Genomic DNA, 18755 nt, shown 5'->3' with positions numbered 1-18755 from the left:
TCAATTTTAATAAAAATTAACCATATTAGGGCCAACTATATTATAGTTCCCCATTAATCTCTTTTTATTCCTGCTTATTCATTTGACTTTGTTTTAAAACAAAGACCACTCATAAATTGGTTGAAGTATTTTATTTTTTACAAGTTAAATAATACCGCGTCTAAGGGGTTAAAAGGGCATTGATTCTTTTGAACATATGACTAGGGCCGGGTAGTAAAGTAAACCCCCGATTTTCTTCCCGATGAACGATCCAGAAGGGTGGATGTCCCCAAATCCCACAATTAAGGCATTTCGGTGTAAAGGAGCCATCTATATAATGAGAATGAACGCTTACTAAAATCTCAGACTTAAACTGATTCCTTAAATACAACTATCTTTTATTTTTTCGTCCCCTGCCTCGTGCTAACTTCGTCGCTGCACGGGCGGCAATTTTCTTTGCTTCTATCTCAGCAAAATGTGCATTTTCTTTTTCTATATTTTCTGGCATTTCAAAGGTAATGGCACCCAATATTTTACCTCGTATTTCATTAATTAAAATAACGGAAGCTTTATGCATATCAACATGACCACGGCTACGGACGCAGCCACGCTTACGACCAATAGATGCAATTAATTCTTCTTTACCCATAGGCTTTTCTTCCAGTTTATAACGCTCCATTAAGCGTTCCGGATAGGCTACAAGTAAATATTCTGCTGCAAAGTCGGCAATATCATCATATTCAAAGGCAGTATCTTTAACAGCCCCCGATACAGCTAACCGATAACCACTATTTTCATTAGCAATTTTTGGCCACAACATACCTGGAGTATCAAAAAGGTATAAGCCATCTTCTAAACGAAACTTCATGGGGTCAGGCCTTGAATGGTGAAGAAATTGGGAATATTTTTGCTTGCATTATTCTCGTGTGAGTAAAAGAGTCAAAAAATTACGACTAGAGTTTTGAAAATTCACAATTCAAGGCCTGACCCCGCACGTATGACCCCGCACGTATGTTTTGCACTTACTTTTTAGTTTTGCTTAATATGGGCAAAAGCGATAGATCTTGTGGCCGTACGGGAGAAATTGCCTCCCTGGATTGATTATTTGGAAGCAATGTTATTGCTGTAATCAAACCTATAATGGCCATAAAAAATAGATAATATGAGGGGGCTGTAGGACTAACATTGTTTATAAGTAAGGTAACAATTAGCGGGGTAGTCCCACCAAATAAGGCATTTCCTAAATTGTATGAAAAAGCGATGACGCTGTAACGTATATTCTCAGGGCAATTTTCAACAATGGCGGTCATGGTATTACCTTGGTCTAAGGAGCTAAGAAGGGTTGCTATACCTAGAGCTAAAGAAGTCATTAATAATGATTTAAACTGCAATAAATAAAAACAAGGGAAAATTAATAATAGAATAGCTAGGCTTGTGATTATTATCATTTTTTTTCGACTAAAATAATCTCCAAAAACTCCTCCAAAGGGAACGATAAATAACATGGTAATTAATATGATAGTTTGAAAAGTTAACGCTGTTTTGAAGGGGAAACCCATGTAATGTTCTAAATAGGTGGCGATATAACCAACAAAAAAATAATAAAATGTGGCACTCATACAAGTAAGTCCCAAAATTTTAATGAGTTGGTAAGGGGCATATCTCATAGCAGTAATAAAGGGTCTATTTTCAATAAGATGATTTGTTTTTAAATATGAGTACACTTTGGTTTCAGATAATTGAAAACGATAATATGTAAGTAATGAACCGAATAGACCTACTACAAGAAAAGGTAACCGCCAGGCCCACGTATTGATAGTTTCTACAGAAAAAAATAAATTAAGTAATATTAATGTTAATGTTGCAAATAAAAACCCCAAATTTGCTCCACTTGCTGCAAAACTGGTAATAAATCCCCGATGTTTAGGTGAAGCTGATTCAGCCAGATAAATCATTATACCGCTGTATTCACCACCTATGGATAATCCTTGTATTAATCGCAGTAAAACAAATAGGGTCGGAGCTAATACTCCTATCTCTTTATAAGTAGGAATAATACCAACTAAGAAGGTGGATAAGGTAATAATGAGTAATGAAATTCTTAATGTTTTTGCCCGGCCTCGAGTATCTCCATAATAACCAAAAAAAATACCGCCAATAGGACGACAAATAAAGCCAATTGCAAATACCATTAAGGCGTCAATAGTTGAAGTGCTTGCAGATTCTTGAGGAAAAAATTTTCCCCCAATGATTGGAGCCATAAAAATAAATAACCCAAAATCAAACCATTCTATAATGTTACCCATACTTGAAATGAGTATTGCTTTATTTTTCAATTAAAATTGCCAAAATTTCGTTAATATGACGTACATAATGAAGAGCAAACCTCGTATGCTTTGTAACAGATTTTATCAAATAGTTATAATCATATTAAAGAAAAAGAGGTGTAAATCAAGCATTAATGGCGTCAGGCCTTGAATTGTGATCGACCGAGCCCGCTTATCGGTATCGAATCAACGGTCATAAGAGATAAGCTAGTGTCTTAATCCATCCCGTATTAAGATGCGAAATTCAGGGAATCGCTGTGTAGTATCCTGCCCGTCGGAGAATGCACAGTTAAATCAAAAGACACGGCTACGCATGTAGAGCTGAAGGCAGAGGATTTGCGGACGCGGGTTCGATTCCCGCCGCTCCCACCATATAACTCCTTGATTTATAAGCCCATTATCCACTATATCGCGGCACCATTTAGTATTATTTGATTGGTCTAAGTGTCCCTGATTTAATTTGATTATCAATCCATTTTTTAGCTTTGTTAATTACATATCTTTTTGCTTCTCAAACGAGTTAAGTATTTACAAATTGATACTGTCGATAATCAACTCAGTATCTACACTGAGTGTCGGGCACACTCCAAATTCCAATAATTTATTAAATTAGCGATTAGAGGATACGAGGAAACGAAGCAGAAGTCGTTTCGCATGGGGTACATCGACAAATGCATCACGTGCATGGAGAATAACGTGGTTATTGATAATCAGTAAATCCCCTGCTTTTAGAGTGAAGCGTAATTCAAGATCAGGGTGAGTGGCAAGACGATCATATAGGTCAAACAAAATTTTCGCTTCAGGATCAATTGTAACTCCCGGATGACGTTCTGCACTTCGGAAATAATCTGAGAGATAAACCGTTTTAAGTTGACCCTCATGGTGTGCACAAGGTGTTATCCAGACAACTGGGGGAGTTCCTGGAGCTTGTTCGTTGCGTAAGTCGAGTAATACAGGTTCAAACAATCGGTGTATCAGATGTGGTGACTCGCTGCGTAAAGCATTGAATACAGAAACTGAACTCGTCAAGCGACTTTCCCCGCCTTGTGCCGCAGGTCGGATGGTAAGGAGCCCCAGCAGGTCAGCGCCGTCGCAATGAGGAAGAAATTCCCGGTTAGTGAGGTAATTCCGTGCATAGTTATTATTTACCTCAGGGTGATTACATACTTCCCCAATGAGGTCATTTTGTGGGTTTTGGATGCCTAAATGGCCAAATTGACTGCCGAAAATTGCCATGAATAATTTAGCGCGTGCTATTGACCAACGCTCAATCGGAATACCGCGGATCAGGATAAAGCCTCGACCTTTAAACAATGCAGTGCAACATTCATCAATAAGTAATTGTAAATTGACATTACCCCAGTCTCCTGGCCCGATTTCATCAAGGCTGATATCTACTGCTTCCACTTCATCAACTAAAGTATCTATAGCGTTGATTTCCGCTAAAGACAAATGATGGGCGAATGTTTCAGGACTTCCAATTTCCTTAGCCTTCCAGGCGCATTCTCCTTTAAGCTCTTGTGTAGGAATTGACGTATGCTTTCTGGTAAGAAAATGAATGCCTTGTTCTAAAATGGTATATGTTTTCATACGTAGGTTTCTTTAGGTTCGGTACCTAGAATCAATGCGCTCAAGTTTTCGCAGAAAAGTAGGCCAGGCAAATGTCCCCAAGGTTCCATCGTACCAAGCGCGACTCATTTTTTGAACTTTTTCAGGAATACCCTGTATCGGTTTATTTAGTTCTCTGCTATGGGTTGTGGCGCGCAACTGCATGGAGCAGGCAGATTCTAAGTAGTAAATCAGTAACCAGGCAGCCCCACAGTTAGGTCCCACCGCTAATGTTCCATGATTGCGAAGCAGCATGAGATGTTTGGAGCCTAAATCAGCAACCAGCTGTTCCCCTTCGTGAGAATCAAGTACAATACCTTCATAGTCATGATAGGCAAGCTCGCCACCAATGATCATGGCATTCTGCGTTAGTGGTAATAGCCCTTCTGCGCACACAGAAAGCGCAACACCATCTAGGGTATGAAGATGGATAATGCATTTTGCATCGTCTCGTGCCTTATGGATTGCACTGTGGATGGCAAAAGCTGCTGGATTGATCATTTTGCTTTCCGACTCAATCACATTGCCTTCTACATCAACCTTTATCAGGCTTGAAGCGGTCACTTCTTCAAACATCAAGCCGAATGGGCTTAGCAGGTAATGGTGTTTGCTTCCAGGTACTCGCATTGATATGTGAGTGAAGATCAAATCGTCCCAACCTTTCCAGGCAACAAGACGATAGAGTGCAGCTAAATCGACACGTGCGGCCCATTCGTCAATAGTCATACCTCTAGGGCAATCTTTGTAGTATACCCCTGCAGTAGTCATTTCTACCTCCTCCTGCCCAGAGCTTTAACGTATGGTGAAAATGAGCTTATGAGTTAAACGACTTTTTCCAATCCTTCTCTCATGAAATATAGCATGTATTTTCAAGCTAAGGGGCGTGAGCGAAATAATTTCCGGTTTTGGAAAATTCACGACCATATTAATAATGGGGTCAGGCCTTGCAGTGTAATAATGGGGTCAGGCCTTGAATTGTGAATTTCAATTGAAGATTGATGGAGTCTATTGACGCTCAGAATGGAATGAATTAAAAACATGTCAAGGAAAAGATAATTAATAGTCCAACATGGCAAGATCACTGCGAATAGAGTTCCCAGGAGCGTTGTATCACATCACCTCAAGAGGAGATGGTCAGGAGCGTATCTACATTTCAGAGGAAGATAGAAATCTATTTTTAAAGACATTTTCTGAGGTATGCTTAAGATGTACTTGGGTATGTTACGCATACTGTCTCATGGATAATCATTACCATCTGTTAATAGAGACTCCAGCTGGAAATTTAAGTAAAGGGATGCAATTACTTAATGGTGTCTATACTCAAAGATTTAATCGAACCCACAATCGCGTGGGGCACGTTTTTCAAGGGCGATTCAAATCAATATTAGTTGATAAAGAGCGTTATTTGCTTGAGTTATCAAGATACATTGTATTAAATCCTGTACGCGCAAAAATGGTTACTTCACCAGATGAATGGAAATGGAGTAGTTATCAAGCTACGACATTAAAAGAGTCTAAACCCAATTGGTTGCATACAGATAAAATTCTTTGTTTATTTAGTGAAGATGTGGCCGTAGCCATTCATAAATATCGAGAATTTGTCATTGATGGAATAACGAGTAAGTCACCATGGAGTGATTTAAAAAAACAAATTTACTTGGGAAATGATGAGTTTATTAATGAGATGTTGAAAAAAATCGACCCTCAAATGAATCTAATAGATATCCCAAAAACTCAATATGAAACAGAGAGTTACACTTTAAAAGAGATAGAGCAAAAGACCAGTACAAGAAATGAAGGAATTCAAGTTGCGTACAAAAGTGGTCAATTTAGTTTAAAAGAAATTGGAGAATATTTTTGCTTGCATTATTCTAGTGTGAGTAAAATAGTTAAAAATTACGACTATAGTTTCGAAAATTCACAATTCAAGGCCTGACCCCGTAAGTGTGACCCCGTAAGTGTGACCCCGTAAGTGTGACCCCGTAAGTGTGACCCCGTAAGTGACCTTAAATGGGAACGGATCAGGTAAAGAATTACCACTCATGAATGGCTTAGTTAAAATTTTAGATTTAAATCTATTATTAACGAAATCAGAAATCGATTCTTCAGAAAATTTTTTATACTCAATTGAAAGATAATGGTTTTAATAAAAATAGCAGATAGAATAGTTGATTATTTTTTTAAGCTTTCATTACCTGACAATAAAGAAAGGTGTAATTGATGAAAAGAACTTCTAATGATCCACTGCACGGTATTACCCTCGAGGCTATCTTAAATAGTTTGTTGCTTCGTTATGGTTGGGAAGGCTTGGCGGAAAGAGTCAAGATTAATTGCTTTTCTTCGAACCCCAGCATCAAATCAAGTCTTAAATTCCTGCGCAGAACACCATGGGCAAGGAGTGAAGTAGAAGCCCTTTATCTTGCGTCCTTAAAAAATAAAAATTGCGACAACCCATAATTACTGGAGTATTAACTAATATGAAGGATGTTTTCATTAATAAAGAACCTGTTGAACTTTTCAAAATTCTTAAATTTGAAGGTATCGCCTCGAGTGGAGCAGAAGCTAAGGATATGATAGCTGCGGGCGCTGTATTGGTAAACGGGGTAATAGAAAAACAAAAAAGAAAGAAGATGGTTGCGGGAGATACGATTGAATTGAAAGGCGAGGTCTTTCGGCTAAAGTTGGGTACTGATTAACAATTTAATACAAGCAGGCTGTAAAAATGGGTAAAAATCCGGAAGAATTACAGCGCTCCAAAGATGTTTTCAATTTTTAGAATAGGGTATTTTGTTGCGAGCTAGAAAAGCAGATAGTGATTAAATTTGTTATTAGGCCGAAGCAAGTGTGACTCGAAGGTTAAATTATGATGTGTAAAGTTGATCCTAACAATATTTCTATTTTACGCAGTGTTGCGGGAGGATTCTTACTCTGTGGATTTATTTCCATAGTATTAGGTAAAACATATTGTAAACGAACTATTACACGCATAGAGGAACCTATTTCATTTTGGGGAACGGTTGCTATTTATTTATCATTGGGAATAATGATGCTGTTGGGGACTTATGTATGCCAACATTAAACGGTAAGTCTAATTACTTTTAATCTTTAAGTATAAGTTGGAAATCTGGACATTATTAAATATCAAAGGGTTTTTGCGGGAAATTTTTCGTAATGCCAGGCAAGATTAAATGCAAACCATCATTGAAGAGCTATTTGATAGCGAAGGCAAATATCGAGCGGAGTAGTATTAATAAAGGGCCACTCTTTATGCCTCATTACACTAACGATATTGTCCGTTTACAAATGCGAGTTCTTTATATAAAAGGATGTACCAAACGTTTTTCCAAAGACTCTATTTGCGCTAAATACGTATGCAGAAAAATTTTACATCTTTGTACAAAGACTAAAAATGGCGTAGGGCAATTGTAAAAATAATCTCTGAGTGTTAAGAAGAATATGCGCTTAAATATAAGTCTGATTAATTAATAGCACCAATACGATGAACTGTTCTTATTAAAATTTAAAAAATATTCCTAGAATGAAAGTGGGGAAGGTAACTAAGTTCCATTAGCATGGTTATCACAGAAATGAAGATGATACTTCAGCGTTTGTCTTAGGTTGGTATTGCCGATAAGTCGGGATGGGTTCCCCATTCTCTTGTAATCCACACCCATCTTTCCCCATATCTCTAATCTTATTAAACGCATCTTGCGCTGCTTTCTGCGCTAGTTCTACTGTTTTGCCTTTGGTGGAATCCCATATCTTTTTCCCATCAGGATCCATATAAGGAGATTTATTTTCTTTCGCTGCTCTCTGGTATTGCCTTAACACATCATAATTGCCTACATGATAAGCTTCCAATATTTCGGTCAGCGCATGGATTTTCAAATCTCTTTTTTTATCCTGATGATATAAGCGGGCAGCAGATTTCCGGTCTTTACGTAAGGCAGCAATATGTAAGCGGATCTCACCTTCTATACTTGGATCAGGTTTATACTCGCCTAATTGTTTGCTATCAGAGAATTCTTTTTTCCGCTCTCGATTGTTGTCTTCCTTGTAATCCTTGTATGCAGATGGAGGTAACTTGGGTATAAGGAGACTATGTTTAGGGAAAAAGGTCATTTCGGCAGTGTTAAAGCAATCATCGTTCCGGACCCAGCACCCTAGAGTATTGCTGAGCTTTTTTTGGGCCTCTTGACGTTGGGCTTCTGTTTGACTCCCATATTTCGTGAAGTCGGTACCCCAAAAAACACGAATACCTTCATGCGACTGTACGAATTGATGTGCTAAAGACATAGGGTTATCTTTATCTGTAGTGGCATCGTTCTTCTCATAGTGTCTGGCATGAGTAAAAAAAACGTCTGTTTTTTGTGTTACTGGATTGAGGCCGAGGATGGCTAATCCCATACATCCATTGAGGCCTGAAGTCCATAACATATCTACATCAGAATGTTCGATATCTTCGATAACCAATCCCGGACCCTCCCCGGTATCATTACCACTTAAGCCAATGACATGTTCTATTGCCGTTTCAAACCAGCTGTCTTTGCCCACTTGAGTTCCTTTAGGAAATGAAATGTCTTTCCCCCAGTAATGATCACATGAATATAACGTATCTGGATTGAGTTCTTTAGAATACATGATTAGCCCAGGATTTGATGAGCAGTTATAAAAAGTATAGTAGGAAAAATAGAGAATAATTGCGCTATAAGGGGGGAAATTAGCGAATCAGAATTAAAGAAGATATATCAAGAATTTTTGCCTATAGGCTTAGCCATTTCGTTAATCTCATCATTCAAGAAGTGAGGGTCTGCAAAGCATTTTCAATGAGCAGCCTCAACTATAGTTCATTATGCTCCTTCATTCTTTTTTATTTTTCCCATTGACTTGGTAATATCGTGTACATTTTAAACTATAATAAATCATCAGGATTTTTAATTAATCTTAGGAGTGATTGAAATTAGAGGTAGCGTATTGTGTTAAAAAAGCATGAAGATACCTTTGTGAAAGAGGACAGTAAGAATTTACCCAATGTTAACTATTTATGGATTGGTCCTCCTAAAATTGATTCTTCCGGAGAAAATAAGTTAGGGTCTGATGTTGAGGATGTTATTGAGGTCTCACGAAGATGTTCGAATAAGATTTGCTATTATTGTCTTGATGAACATGTTCCACATTATCATGATTTATTCAAAAAGAATGATTGCACTGTAGAGGTTAAATCAATAGATCAATACATAGCAGCCATGCAAAAAAATGAGGATCCTTATATCCGGGAACAAGCGAATAAAATGTCGGAGGTTAGAAGAGAGCTCTTGGCGGAACCTCGCAATCGAATTGTAGATAGAGTGGCCTTTAAAGATGCTTTCTCTTTATTCTTACTAGCAACTGAAGGTGGATATGCGTTAGATGCAAGCGTCCGATTTGCCGATAATACAACTCACTTTACTTTTCCACTTGAAGATAATTTTAAAGCACCTGTGGGTCAAGAGTACGAATCATGGATGTTATATGCATCCCCTACTAAATTAGATCAACCTAGAGTTGCACTGGATAGCTATTTATCAAGATGGGATTCTGTTCAGCAAATAATACGCGAAAATGTGGATGATATTCATAGAATTTTTAAGTTTCATCAAAATAATGCATCCTTAATCATTGATTCCATTACCAAAGCATTACATTCAATACCCAGCAATAATTTAAATAAATGGAGATTTCAATTTGATAAAACCAATACAAGTTTAGCAAAAGTAAATGGTTTTCCTCTTGTAAAAATGTATCGTAACAGCCATAAACCTCATCTTGAAGTTAGAGAAATCATATTGAAAAGGATCACTGAGTATCTTAAACAACCGCGTGAGGATCAAGACAATCGAAATGAACTCATTTCTCACTTAGAAAAAGAGCTCCATAATCTTAGAAATACTGATGCTGATGACTACCGCAAGATGATTATATTAAATGCTAAATTACATCAAGTTTTCGAAGCATTAAAAGAACTGGACAGGTGTTTTGAACAGTTACCCAAGGACAATATCGAAATTAGTGCTCATGTGGACAAAGCATATCATCAATTAAAAAATTGGTTGCAAGAAAAACCCCAAATTTCCGATGAAAATCCACAAATCATTATGGACAAGTTTAGGGAAAATATACGAAAGGTCTCCCCAGAGGTTAAAAAACAATTAGACAATATTCTTTTGGCTAAGGCTCATGAGGATTTATCCAGTAAAAGAGACCTAAATCATATTGATGAGAATGGAATGTCTTTATTCCACTTGGCTGTTTTATCTGAGAAACCTGCAATGATTAAGGCACTTTTGCAAAAGAAAGCGGATCCGAACACATTAGATTATGCTGGAAAAAGTCCATTGCATCTCGCAGTCAAAAGCGGCAGTCATGATCTTGTCAGAGCACTCTTACCTGAAATAAATGGTGCTAACCCTAATGTGTTAGATGGTGATGGGGTGCCTCCATTACATTACGCTATTCAATTGAAGCAACATAAAATTGTCGGCTCTCTTTTGAGGCGGCATGCTAATCCTGATATGCAAGACAAACAAGGTCTTACTGCCTTACATCACGCGATAAATTCAGGTGATATGCCACTCTTTAACCTAATAATCGATGCGTTAATTAAAGAAGGTCGAGGGCTTAATACTCTCGATCAAAATGGGTTGCCCCCCTTGGTATACGCATTAAGAAAAGGCAATCCTGAAATGATAGAAGTCCTTTTAAAAAAGGGTGCAAATCCAAATTTTGAAGATAAAAGTAACTTAACCATTTTTCATCATGCAATAAAAACAAATCATACTGAGCTTCTCAAAACATTCGTTAAGTTCGGGGCAGATCCAAATATGCCAGGAAAAGGAATATCTCCATTACATTATGCGGTTTTTTTCGGTACTGCTACTTCGGTAGAATCCCTATTAGACGTAGGGGCAGATCCCAATATACGGGGTAAAGATAATAGAACCCCCTTGCATGTAGCTGCATCCCAGGGAAAAAAAGAGGTCGCAGAATTGCTGGTAGGTGGAGGGGCTAAAATAGATGTTATTGACAATAATAAGAAATCTCCAGTCGAGTATGCCAATTCCAAAGGATTTCTATCAATTGCTGAAATGCTCATTAAATTTCAAGAACAGAAAACTGAAATTTCCGAATCAGAAAAGTCTAAAGATACATCAGCTGCTTTTTTACCTACGGTATCTAAAAGTCAACAAGGCTTTTTTGATCATTCAAAAGAGCCAATAAGCACTAACCCAATACAAGAATTTAAATTTGGAGAAGGGCCTAAAAAGTAGTTGCACGAACGAGTTGCATCCACCTTTAGGCATAGGGATAAGAATCTTAGCACTAAGTTAGAATGGGTTTATTGCGGGTTTACACCTCTCAGCGATAGGATACCTAAATCAAGAATTAAATATTTATTGGTGCCACCAAAACGGCACCATTTGCAGACAATTTCAGCACTATAAGTACAACTAAGGTGTATCAACCATTGCCACTTTTCGGTGTGCGTCGGGATGCTCTCTTGTACTTATGCTGTAAAATTCGTACTATAAAATTTATAAATATCAATGGGGTTAATATGAGGCGAGCGGGTTTATTTATTATAGGGATTCTCGTTATTCTAGGATTTTTTATTATCAGTGGTATCAATAAAATTCCAAGATTGGATGAGAAAGTTAAAGCATCCTGGATGCAAGTACAAAATCAATATCAAAGACGATTGGATTTAATTCCTAATCTTGTGAATACAGTTAAGGGGTACGCTAATTTTGAAAAGTCTACATTAACCGATGTGATTAATGCTCGCGCCAATGCAACAAAAGTCACCCTTACCCCGGAAATGTTAAACGATCCTGTGGCTGTGAAAAAATATGAAGAAGCACAGGGCGCTCTGTCTTCAACCCTATCAAGACTTATGGTGGTTGCAGAACGATATCCTGAGTTAAAAGCCAATCAAAATTTCTTGGCACTGCAATCTCAGCTTGAAGGAACAGAAAATCGAATCGCGATTGCGCGAAAAGATTATATCGACACCGTTCAGGAGTATAATACAACGATTAGGACGTTCCCTGGGATTATTTGGGCGAAAATTTACGGTGCCCAAATTAAACCTTCATTTACAGCAACTACAGGTGCGGAAAAGGCACCCCAGGTGAGCTTTTAACCTATGCGTATGAACGCGCGTCCGTTAATTGCATTCATACTAATCCTTTTCTTTTATTTAGGCAGCAGCTTAGCAGTTGCTGCACCTAATTTCCCGACCCTTACGGGCAGAGTCATCGACAATGCGCAACTCCTAACCCCTCAGGCCCAGCAGGACCTCGAAACTCAATTAGCCAAATATGAAGGAACTACAACGAACCAAGTAGTGGTTTTAACCCTCCCTACGTTAAATGGCTATGATATAGAGGATTATGGCTATCAACTCGGACGTCATTGGCAAATTGGACAAAAAGGCAAGAATAACGGGGTGATCCTTATTGTTGCGCCAAAAGAACGAAAAGTACGGATAGAAGTAGGATATGGATTAGAACCTGTTATTACCGATTTGTTAGCCAATCAAATAATTCAAACGGTTATCCTTCCTTCTTTTAAGAAAGGGGAGTATCAAAAAGGGATTATCGAGGGAACCCAGAGTATTTTAGATGTATTAGGTGGGGGGAAAATTACTAAAACCAAAGCCAAAACTCAAACATCGTCCAAATACGGCTGGCTGGAATGGCTTTTCTTTCTTTTAATCATTATTTTTTTCATTCGCAACCCTAGTCTTGCCTTTTTAATATTTGCGGGTTCCGGAAATCGATTCGGAGGAAGAGGTGGAGGGGGCGGTGGAGGGTTTAGCGGCGGGGGCGGTAGTTTTGGCGGCGGAGGTTCATCAGGATCATGGTAAAGATTTTTTCAACTTTAGAGTCAGAGCAAATCACCAAGGCAATTGCTTTGGCGGAGCAACGTACTTGTGCAGAAATTGCGGTGGTTGTTGTCCCCAGAAGTGATCATTATATTGCCGAAATGATGCTGTATGGTTTTGTTTTTGGAAGTTTAATCAATTTTGTATTGTGGGAAACTACAGGATTAAATAAATTTCCTTTATTTTTTTTAATTCAATTGTTATGTATGTTTCTGGTTCCTTTTATTCCAGGTTTAAACCGTGTTTTGCTCTACTTCTTACCCAGAAAATTACTGTTCCATCGCGCATCTCACTTAGGTGCAGAGGAGATCTTGGCCATTACTAAGTCGGTGTCTCATGAGACTCCTGTTGTTTTGCTGTTTATCTCCCTAGCGGAACATTATGTTCATATTTTACCCAATCACAGGATTGCTAATAAAATTGAGGAAAAATCTTGGGATCCAATTATCAATGGATTTACTATAACGTTAAAAAGAGAGAATTTGACAAAAGCCTGTATTGAAACAATCAAGGAAATAGCAACCCTTCTTGAACCCATTTTCCCTGACGATGCAGGAAAAAATTTATATGAAGATGAAGTGCGGCATGGCTTAAAATGATGTACAAGGTCAATATGGGCAAGGGAGCAGACGTACGCGCCATGCCCAGCGATGGCTATATCAAGTATAGAGTTTATTAAATGCACTGGTAAACATTGTGCAGCGATTAGGCAACGCATTCATATTGAATTAGAAGCAGCTTAGGCTGATTTTAATGGCGGCACCAAATCGGGCACCATTTGCAGACAATTTTAGACCTCCAAGAGAACTAAGGTGTAATTGTTAACTAATTCAAAATCTGATTGAGCAGGAGTGCATACAGAGATACAATTCTTCTCCACAAATAAGCTAGGACGAAATGTTCCTATAAATACTTAAGAACAGATACCCTTACAAAGTGTCTTATTTAACATTAAATTAAAACCCAACCCTTATAGAAAGGAATTATTTTTGAAGAAAAGGATTGCAGTAATTGGCTCGGGAATTTCTGGTTTAACAAGTTCCTATATTTTAAGCAAAAATCATGATGTTTCCTTATTTGAAGCCAACGATTATCTTGGTGGTCATACACATACTCTATCTGTCGAAACTAAAGAAGCTCTATACTCGATTGATACCGGCTTCATCGTTTTTAACAAAAGAACATACCCCAACTTTTGTAAATTGCTTGAAGAGTTAAATGTAGCTATTCAACCCAGTGAAATGAGTTTTAGTTATCGCTCTGATCTTCGGGGACTTGAGTACAGTGGTCATAATTTAAATACTCTTTTTTCAGATCGTCGAAACCTATTTAAATTAGACTTTTATCATCTCATCAAAGACATCGTTTTATTTAATTCTGATGCAAAAAAATTCTTGGCTCGAACCAACGACCCCGAAATAAGCATCAAAGACTTCATCACGGAAAACAAGTATTCAGAGCAATTTAAAGAATGTTATCTGATTCCAATGATGGCTGCTATTTGGTCTAAAAATAAAGCCGATACCCTAAATTGCTCTGCTTCATTTATATTACACTTTTATAACAATCATGGGCTTCTAGATTTATTCAACCGACCTCTTTGGTATGTTATTAAACAAGGATCAAAAAACTACATTACACCGATGCTTGAGCGGCTAAAAGATCAAGTTCACTTAAGTTCAAAAGTAGAACGAATAATACGAGAACCTAATAAGATTAAACTAATCATCGATTCTAAAGAACATATCTTTGATGCGGTTGTGTGCGCTACTCATAGCGATCAAGCATTAATGATGCTCGAAAAACCTAGTCCTGAGGAAATCAATATTTTGTCGGCAATAAAATATACTGAGAATGAAGTAGTTCTTCATAAAGATAGAAATGTAATGCCTAAAAATAAAAGGGCTTGGGCAAGTTGGAATTACCTCGATAACCAGAGTGCAGCTCCTACACTTACTTATTATATGAATCGACTGCAATCGATTCATTCTAAGGATGATTTTTTTGTATCAGTTAACCTTGAAAATGAAATTGCTGAAAATCAAATAATCCAATCATTCCGCTATGCGCATCCCTGTTTGACTTTATCTGCGTTAAAAGCTCAAAAGCAAATTAATTTGATTAATGGAATGAATAATACATTCTATGTTGGAAGTTATTGGGGTTATGGCTTTCATGAAGACGGGGTCAATAGTGCGATCAATACCTGTAAGCTGCTAGGAGCCTAGATGATGAACCATCCCATTTTTACAGGTTATGTACGACATCGCCGCTTTTTTCCAAAACGGCATCAGTTTTCATATAAGTTATTTATGTTCTACTTTGATCTGGCTCACATAAATAATACCTTCAAAGACATCAAACAAGTTTCCATTGAGCGTTTTAATTGGTTTTCATTTAAACGAAAAAATTATCTCAACGAATCTACTATCCCTCTTGATGAATATGCTCGTCAACTGGTTATCAATCGGTATGGAACTTACCCAAAAGGAAAAATTTATTTATTATCTCAACTGAGCTGTTTAGGGTATTGCTTTAACCCCATCAGTATTTATTTTATCTTTGATGAGACAAATCAAAATCTTGATTATTTAATTTTAGAGGTCACTAATACACCTTGGGGTGAACGGCATAATTATGTGCTGAAACATTCAGCCAAACCTAAAAATGAAATCTATTCTTATCGATTTCAAAAAGAACTACATGTATCTCCCTTTATGTCCATGAATTATTCTTATCAACTCAATTTGAAACTGAGTCAAGAAAAAATAGTGGTGCATATGGAAAATTATACGGAAGGAAGGAAGGATTTTGATGCAACATTAATTTTAAAGGCCCAAGATAACTGCTCCATTAAAAAAATATTTTGGCACCATCCTTTAATAACTTACAAAGTTGCAGCTGCTATTTATTGGCAAGCACTAAAATTATGGATTAAGGGTGTTCCATTTCATGCACATCCAAGCTCGAATAAAAGGATATCTAATGGATCAAAATAAATATTTGTCTACCCAGAGTAAGGTCACAAGACTTTCCAAAAAAGTCTTTTTCAAGTTATTAAACAGCATCAGCTACGGAGCCATCAAAGTCAATGATGCGAATGGTAGCTATGTATTTGGTAATCAAAAAGAGAAAGAGGATTCAATTGCTACCATTACCATAAACCACCCCAAAGCCTATAAATCCATTCTCATGGGTGGGTCTGTTGGTGCTGGAGCAAGTTACATCGATGGAGTTTGGGATGCAGACAACCTACAAAAATTAATTGCGATTATTATAAAAAATGACTCCCTCTTCAATAATATTGAAAGTCCCATCGCCCGTTTGTTTAGTTTCATTAGGACAATAAGCTATAAATTAAAAATTAACTCAATTCGTCGGGCTAAAGAGAATATTTTAGCCCATTACGATTTAGGAAATGATTTCTTTAAATTAATTCTAGATCCTTCAATGATGTATTCATGTGCCCTTTATCAACCTTCGGGAATCAGTTTGGAGGAGGCGTCACAGAAAAAAATTCAGGCCATTTGTAACAAATTGCAACTAAAACCAAGTGATCATATTTTGGAGATAGGTACAGGATGGGGTGGATTTGCATGTTTTGCCGCGAAAGAATATGGATGCAAGGTCACCACGACAACGATTTCAGAAAAACAATATCTTTATGTCAAAGAAAAAATCAGTCAATTGGGCTTAGATCATCAGATTGAATTATTAAAAGAGGACTACAGAAAGCTTTCCGGGCAATATGATAAAGTAGTTTCAATCGAGATGATTGAGGCCGTTGGACATAAATATTTTAATACCTTCTTCCGTCAATGTAATCGACTGCTAAAACCCGAAGGTTTATTTTTCTTACAGGCAATCGTAATTAATGATCAAGCCTATGAAGCAGCAAAAGATGAGGTTGATTTTATTAAGAAATATATTTTCCCTGGAGGCTGCCTGCCCTCAGTGTTGTCCATAAATAAATCGATTGCCAGTCAAACAACCATGCAATTGCTGTCATTTGAAGACATAGGCCACCATTATGTCTCTACTTTGAATGATTGGCATAAAAAATTATTAGCGAACAAACAGGAAATTCTTGCACAAGGATTTACTGAGTCTTTTATTCGCACATGGGAATTCTATTTTTGTTATTGTGCTGCAGGTTTTCAGAGCAATTACATTAGCGATATTCATGCCTTGTGGCGAAAAAGACGATGAATACATTACATTTCCTAATTCATACAACTGCGTATTATGTTGCCTGGTTTGCATGCATCACTCTTGCTGCTCGTGGCTATGCATGGATAAGCCCTCTTATTGTAGTTGCTTGTGTTGTGTTGCAATTGTACTGGCAATATCAAACGAGAAGAAGCCTTGAAGGGTTGTGGCTTTTACTAGCGATAGTCGTCTCCATCAGTACTATAATCGACAGTGCTTTGGTTTATAAAGGAATTGTAATTTATGCAGCAAACCCTTTTTCTCCCTATTTTACATCCCCTTGGATGATAACGATATGGATAAGTTTTACGGTTGTTTTATATGCCACATTGAGTAGCTTATTTGCTCACCTATTCTTACTTGGCTTTTTGTCATGTGTAGGTTTTGCCTTGGCATTTCGCATTGGCGCGAGCTTAGGCGCTGCTTTTTTTCCGTATGGCAGCAATACGACCTCTGTTATTATCGGGATAATTTGGTCAATTTTATTACCACTTTGTGTTTACTGGTATCAAAAGATAAAGGATGATAAATAATGTATTCTATAGGCATAGTAGTAAGTTATCTTTTTTTACAGATGTGTTTTATGTGGGGATTATATCGTATTCTAAAAAACCCTTCAGTTGTTGATGTTTCTTGGTCATTGGGATTAATGGTTTCAGGGTTAATTTATCTAAGCCTTACACCGTTTAGTTTTCGTACGCTCATTATTAGCTCTCTTCTCATTGTATGGGCTTTACGCCTTGCACTCTATTTATGGTACACGCGAATAAGAAAAGGACATGTGGACAAGCGTTATATTGAACTCAGTGCCAATTGGAAAATTAGCCCCTCTCTTGGTTTTTTTATTAACTTTCAACTCCAAGGGCTGCTCATCCTAATCATTTCAAGTGTATTTTTACTGATTAGCAAATCAGGACTAACTCATATGACCCTGATCGATGTCCTTGCATCTTGTATTATTACACTAGGAGTAATCGGAGAAACTATAGCTGATTTGCAACTGCAACAGTTTAAGAAACAACATAAAGGGGAGGTATGTAACCGAGGTTTATGGAATTATTCACGCCATCCAAATTATTTCTTTGATTGGTTAAGCTGGATTGGATTCGCTTTATTTGCGATACAGTCGAACATAGGATACCTAGGCTTACTTTCGCCTTTGATGTTATATATTGTTTTTACCCGCATCACAGGCCCCTTGACCGAAGAAGGCTCAATACGATCAAGAGGACAAAAATACATTGAATATCAAAAGCAAACTTCAATGTTTTTTCCTTGGTTTAAGAAAAAAATCGATTCTGTATGAAGACAGCAAATATACTACTCAGTCCACATAAGACCATTCCCCAAATAAAATCGATTAATGTTATCTTCCAAGGCCAGTTCGCAAGGATTGAATAATTGGTGAAATCATAAATTCCATAGGTTACCAATCCAAGGATTACTCCACCAGTAAGTGCTTGCAGGTAATTACCTTGTGCGCTGGGCAGAACAAAATAAACAATTCCTAAGGCGATGCAAACATAAACAACTCCTGCTGCCCACCAAATAGGCGTCATGCCCTCTTCCGACTTACGTAATAACATGCCGATGTTTTGGGCATAAACCGATTTCGCAATGATCCCCAACCAAATCATATCCAACACAAAGATACAGACCATAGTTAGGAAAAAAAGTCCTATAAGTTTCATTATCATCTCCTTGATTAA

At 37.4% G+C, this 18755-nt stretch carries 19 protein-coding genes and 1 other RNA gene; 14 read left to right on the top strand and 6 right to left on the bottom strand.

Annotated elements, in window-relative coordinates:
- Positions 1 to 370: 370 nt before the first annotated feature.
- A complete protein-coding gene (locus tag ACWTE2_RS23730) occupies positions 371 to 847 on the bottom strand; it encodes a YlqF/YawG family GTPase (RefSeq protein WP_454784686.1) in 477 nt (158 codons plus the stop codon).
- Between the two features lie 154 nt (positions 848 to 1001).
- Positions 1002 to 2315, bottom strand: a complete 1314-nt coding sequence (locus ACWTE2_RS23725; protein WP_454784685.1) for an MFS transporter — start codon at positions 2313 to 2315, stop codon at positions 1002 to 1004.
- 27 nt (positions 2316 to 2342) lie between these two features.
- On the opposite strand from ACWTE2_RS23725, the gene ssrA reads away from it, so the two are divergent.
- Positions 2343 to 2678, top strand: a transfer-messenger RNA (tmRNA) gene (gene ssrA / locus ACWTE2_RS23720).
- A gap of 237 nt (positions 2679 to 2915) precedes the next feature.
- Here the strand turns inward: ssrA and ACWTE2_RS23715 are convergent.
- The gene (locus tag ACWTE2_RS23715) at positions 2916 to 3896 is read right to left on the bottom strand and encodes a TauD/TfdA family dioxygenase (protein WP_454784684.1); all 981 of its coding nucleotides are present in this window, start codon (positions 3894 to 3896) and stop codon (positions 2916 to 2918) included.
- A gap of 12 nt (positions 3897 to 3908) precedes the next feature.
- Positions 3909 to 4682, bottom strand: coding sequence for a class II aldolase/adducin family protein (locus ACWTE2_RS23710; protein WP_454784683.1), 774 nt, complete (start codon positions 4680 to 4682; stop codon positions 3909 to 3911).
- Positions 4683 to 4983: 301 nt separating this feature from the next.
- Here ACWTE2_RS23710 and ACWTE2_RS23705 point away from each other — a divergent pair, with 301 nt between their 5' ends.
- The 4 genes from ACWTE2_RS23705 (at position 4984) to ACWTE2_RS23690 (ending at position 6993) form a co-directional block, all read left to right on the top strand.
- Positions 4984 to 5850 carry an REP-associated tyrosine transposase gene (locus ACWTE2_RS23705; RefSeq protein ID WP_454784682.1) on the top strand — a complete coding sequence of 289 codons (867 nt, stop codon included), beginning with the start codon at positions 4984 to 4986 and terminating at the stop codon, positions 5848 to 5850.
- A gap of 284 nt (positions 5851 to 6134) precedes the next feature.
- Positions 6135 to 6371, top strand: a complete 237-nt coding sequence (locus tag ACWTE2_RS23700) for a VF530 family protein (RefSeq protein ID WP_454784681.1) — start codon at positions 6135 to 6137, stop codon at positions 6369 to 6371.
- Between the two features lie 20 nt (positions 6372 to 6391).
- Positions 6392 to 6610, top strand: a complete 219-nt coding sequence (locus ACWTE2_RS23695; RefSeq protein WP_182391918.1) for an RNA-binding S4 domain-containing protein — start codon at positions 6392 to 6394, stop codon at positions 6608 to 6610.
- A 167-nt stretch (positions 6611 to 6777) separates the two neighbouring features.
- A complete protein-coding gene (locus ACWTE2_RS23690) occupies positions 6778 to 6993 on the top strand; it encodes a hypothetical protein (protein WP_454784680.1) in 216 nt (71 codons plus the stop codon).
- A 500-nt stretch (positions 6994 to 7493) separates the two neighbouring features.
- On the opposite strand, the gene ACWTE2_RS23685 is transcribed toward ACWTE2_RS23690, so the two are convergent.
- Positions 7494 to 8555 carry a hypothetical protein gene (locus ACWTE2_RS23685; RefSeq protein ID WP_454784679.1) on the bottom strand — a complete coding sequence of 354 codons (1062 nt, stop codon included), beginning with the start codon at positions 8553 to 8555 and terminating at the stop codon, positions 7494 to 7496.
- A gap of 335 nt (positions 8556 to 8890) precedes the next feature.
- On the opposite strand from ACWTE2_RS23685, the gene ACWTE2_RS23680 reads away from it, so the two are divergent.
- From ACWTE2_RS23680 to ACWTE2_RS23640, 9 genes are all read left to right on the top strand, one after another.
- Positions 8891 to 11221 carry an ankyrin repeat domain-containing protein gene (locus ACWTE2_RS23680; RefSeq protein WP_454784678.1) on the top strand — a complete coding sequence of 777 codons (2331 nt, stop codon included), beginning with the start codon at positions 8891 to 8893 and terminating at the stop codon, positions 11219 to 11221.
- Positions 11222 to 11508: 287 nt separating this feature from the next.
- The gene (locus ACWTE2_RS23675) at positions 11509 to 12093 is read left to right on the top strand and encodes a LemA family protein (protein ID WP_182391914.1); all 585 of its coding nucleotides are present in this window, start codon (positions 11509 to 11511) and stop codon (positions 12091 to 12093) included.
- Positions 12094 to 12096: 3 nt separating this feature from the next.
- Positions 12097 to 12819: a TPM domain-containing protein gene (locus tag ACWTE2_RS23670; RefSeq protein ID WP_454784677.1), complete on the top strand. Its 723-nt coding sequence runs from the start codon at positions 12097 to 12099 to the stop codon at positions 12817 to 12819.
- Entirely contained in the window at positions 12813 to 13436 is a 624-nt protein-coding gene (locus ACWTE2_RS23665; RefSeq protein WP_454784676.1) for a hypothetical protein, read from the top strand. The genes ACWTE2_RS23670 and ACWTE2_RS23665 overlap by 7 nt, the downstream gene beginning before the upstream one ends.
- A 390-nt stretch (positions 13437 to 13826) precedes the next feature.
- The gene (locus tag ACWTE2_RS23660) at positions 13827 to 15065 is read left to right on the top strand and encodes an NAD(P)/FAD-dependent oxidoreductase (protein WP_454784675.1); all 1239 of its coding nucleotides are present in this window, start codon (positions 13827 to 13829) and stop codon (positions 15063 to 15065) included.
- Entirely contained in the window at positions 15066 to 15836 is a 771-nt protein-coding gene (locus ACWTE2_RS23655; RefSeq protein WP_454784674.1) for a DUF1365 domain-containing protein, read from the top strand.
- Positions 15823 to 17046 carry a class I SAM-dependent methyltransferase gene (locus tag ACWTE2_RS23650; protein ID WP_454784673.1) on the top strand — a complete coding sequence of 408 codons (1224 nt, stop codon included), beginning with the start codon at positions 15823 to 15825 and terminating at the stop codon, positions 17044 to 17046. Before ACWTE2_RS23655 ends, ACWTE2_RS23650 begins: the two co-directional genes overlap by 14 nt.
- Positions 17043 to 17579, top strand: coding sequence for a DUF2878 domain-containing protein (locus tag ACWTE2_RS23645; protein ID WP_454784672.1), 537 nt, complete (start codon positions 17043 to 17045; stop codon positions 17577 to 17579). The genes ACWTE2_RS23650 and ACWTE2_RS23645 overlap by 4 nt, the downstream gene beginning before the upstream one ends.
- Positions 17579 to 18352, top strand: coding sequence for a DUF1295 domain-containing protein (locus ACWTE2_RS23640; RefSeq protein ID WP_454784671.1), 774 nt, complete (start codon positions 17579 to 17581; stop codon positions 18350 to 18352). The genes ACWTE2_RS23645 and ACWTE2_RS23640 overlap by 1 nt, the downstream gene beginning before the upstream one ends.
- Here the strand turns inward: ACWTE2_RS23640 and ACWTE2_RS23635 are convergent.
- On the bottom strand, positions 18327 to 18737 hold the full coding sequence (locus ACWTE2_RS23635; RefSeq protein WP_454784670.1) for a DUF2177 family protein: 411 nt from the start codon (positions 18735 to 18737) through the stop codon (positions 18327 to 18329). The genes ACWTE2_RS23640 and ACWTE2_RS23635 overlap by 26 nt on opposite strands.
- Positions 18738 to 18755 lie beyond the last annotated feature (18 nt).

The organism is Legionella nigrisilvae, from assembly GCF_977063395.2.
This window is presented reverse-complemented; position numbering and strand designations above follow the sequence as displayed.

Bases quoted from the DNA above. Each gene is read 5' to 3' on its own strand.
- ACWTE2_RS23730 (WP_454784686.1), bottom strand. From the start codon at position 847: ATGAAGTTTCGTTTAGAAGATGGCTTATACCTTTTTGATACTCCAGGT.
- ACWTE2_RS23715 (WP_454784684.1), bottom strand. From the start codon at position 3,896: ATGAAAACATATACCATTTTAGAACAAGGCATTCATTTTCTTACCAGA.
- ACWTE2_RS23710 (WP_454784683.1), bottom strand. From the start codon at position 4,682: ATGACTACTGCAGGGGTATACTACAAAGATTGCCCTAGAGGTATGACT.
- ACWTE2_RS23705 (WP_454784682.1), top strand. From the start codon at position 4,984: ATGGCAAGATCACTGCGAATAGAGTTCCCAGGAGCGTTGTATCACATC.
- ACWTE2_RS23700 (WP_454784681.1), top strand. From the start codon at position 6,135: ATGAAAAGAACTTCTAATGATCCACTGCACGGTATTACCCTCGAGGCT.
- ACWTE2_RS23695 (WP_182391918.1), top strand. From the start codon at position 6,392: ATGAAGGATGTTTTCATTAATAAAGAACCTGTTGAACTTTTCAAAATT.
- ACWTE2_RS23690 (WP_454784680.1), top strand. From the start codon at position 6,778: ATGATGTGTAAAGTTGATCCTAACAATATTTCTATTTTACGCAGTGTT.
- ACWTE2_RS23685 (WP_454784679.1), bottom strand. From the start codon at position 8,555: ATGTATTCTAAAGAACTCAATCCAGATACGTTATATTCATGTGATCAT.
- ACWTE2_RS23675 (WP_182391914.1), top strand. From the start codon at position 11,509: ATGAGGCGAGCGGGTTTATTTATTATAGGGATTCTCGTTATTCTAGGA.
- ACWTE2_RS23670 (WP_454784677.1), top strand. From the start codon at position 12,097: ATGCGTATGAACGCGCGTCCGTTAATTGCATTCATACTAATCCTTTTC.
- ACWTE2_RS23665 (WP_454784676.1), top strand. From the start codon at position 12,813: ATGGTAAAGATTTTTTCAACTTTAGAGTCAGAGCAAATCACCAAGGCA.
- ACWTE2_RS23655 (WP_454784674.1), top strand. From the start codon at position 15,066: ATGATGAACCATCCCATTTTTACAGGTTATGTACGACATCGCCGCTTT.
- ACWTE2_RS23650 (WP_454784673.1), top strand. From the start codon at position 15,823: ATGGATCAAAATAAATATTTGTCTACCCAGAGTAAGGTCACAAGACTT.
- ACWTE2_RS23645 (WP_454784672.1), top strand. From the start codon at position 17,043: ATGAATACATTACATTTCCTAATTCATACAACTGCGTATTATGTTGCC.
- ACWTE2_RS23640 (WP_454784671.1), top strand. From the start codon at position 17,579: ATGTATTCTATAGGCATAGTAGTAAGTTATCTTTTTTTACAGATGTGT.
- ACWTE2_RS23635 (WP_454784670.1), bottom strand. From the start codon at position 18,737: ATGAAACTTATAGGACTTTTTTTCCTAACTATGGTCTGTATCTTTGTG.